A 1,398-nucleotide genomic window follows, 5' to 3' on the forward strand; every position below is an offset into this window, starting at 1 on the left:
AGATGGACCGCCAGCGCGCCGAGCTAGACCGGCAGCGCCGCGAACAGGCCGACCGCCAGCGCGGCGAAGACCGCCGCCCGCCGGGCGCGCAAGACCAGCGGCCGGCACCGGGTTGGCGCCTGGAGCAAAATCCCCAGAACCGGCCTTGACCGCCCGGCTCCACCGACCTGAACCGACCGATCGCCCATAGGAAACGGCCATGATCCAGCGCCCTGTCTTCCTAGCCCCTCGCTCTGCCGCATGGCGCCTCGGCGCCGCGCTGGCGGTGGCGGCGTGCGCTGCGGCCCCCTTCGTTACCCATGCCCAGGTGATGCGCTGCACCGACCCCGCCTCCGGCAAGGTCACCTACACCGACGGAGCGTGCGAGAAGGGCACGGCCGCGCGCGAGGTCGAAGCCCGCAAGAGCCGCGAGGAAATCGAGGAGGAGCGGGCCCAGGCCCTGCAGGCGTTGCAGCTCAAGCAGCAGCGCCAGCAGATCGAGCGCCAGGAAGCCCAGCAGGAGGCACGCCAGGAACGCGAGCGCGCCTCCGCCCGAGTCCCGGCCGATCCGTCCCGCTCCCCCGAATGCGCCCGCTCGCGCCGCAACCTCGACCGGGTGGCCAGCGAATCGGGCGGGGGCAATTACGACGGCCAGGCCCGCCTGACGGCCGCCCAGCGCCAGATGGACCTCGACTGCCTCGGCCCGCAGGGCTATGCGGAAGTCGAACGGTCACGCAATTACAGCGGCGGCAGTGGCGACTACTACGCGCCCCCCGCCGTCGTGGTGCTGCCGCCCCGGCGCCCGGTGGTGGTCCAGCCGGCGCTCCCGGTGCCCTCCGCGCCGATTTCGCACTGCAACGTGTTCCGCTGCTACGACCAGCAAGGAAACGTCCACCCGCGCTGATGCGTGCGGGTGGGCGTGTCAGGTTGCGCGCAGGCCCTGGGCCACGGTCGGGTAGCGAAGCACCACGCGCAGTTCCTTGCGCAGCCGCGTGGCATCCAGCCGGCGCGACTCGCCCATGAAGCTCAGTTGCGGCGCGGGCAACTGCGCCTTCGCATCGCTGCGCGCGATGCGCGGCGGGCGCGGCAAACCGTACAGGTCGGCGGCCAGATCGAAGTAGTCGCCCATCTTCAGGTCGCTCGCATCGCTCACGTGGTACACGCGCTGCGGCTGGCCGCGCCACAGGGCCGCCACGCAGGCGCGGGCCAGGTCGTCGGCATGGATGTGGTTGGTGTAGACGTCGTCCTCGGGCAGCAGCACCGGGGTACCACGGCGCAGGCGGGCTTCGGGCGTGCCGCCTTCGCGGTCGGGCGCATAGATACCGGGAATGCGCAGGATGCTGGCGCGCACGGTGCTGCGGCCCAGGTGGCGCACGGCGCGCTCGGCATTCACCCGGCGTTGCGCGCGGGGCGTGGCGG

The 1,398-nt window shown here is 72.5% G+C and carries 2 protein-coding genes; one reads left to right on the plus strand and one right to left on the minus strand.

The window, feature by feature from the left end:
• Positions 1–199: 199 nt before the first annotated feature.
• Positions 200–883, plus strand: a complete 684-nt coding sequence (locus tag AC27IQ_RS24580) for a DUF4124 domain-containing protein (protein WP_487091151.1) — start codon at positions 200–202, stop codon at positions 881–883.
• A gap of 18 nt (positions 884–901) precedes the next feature.
• Here the strand turns inward: AC27IQ_RS24580 and AC27IQ_RS24585 are convergent.
• Positions 902–1,398 (minus strand): Rossmann-fold NAD(P)-binding domain-containing protein (locus AC27IQ_RS24585; protein ID WP_487091152.1); only part of this gene is annotated, 497 nt, incomplete at its 5' end.

This window comes from Acidovorax sp. KPB24-07 (assembly GCF_057543315.1).

Coding starts and splice junctions, on each gene's coding strand:
- AC27IQ_RS24580 (WP_487091151.1), top strand. CDS start 200: ATGATCCAGCGCCCTGTCTTCCTAGCCCCTCGCTCTGCCGCATGGCGC.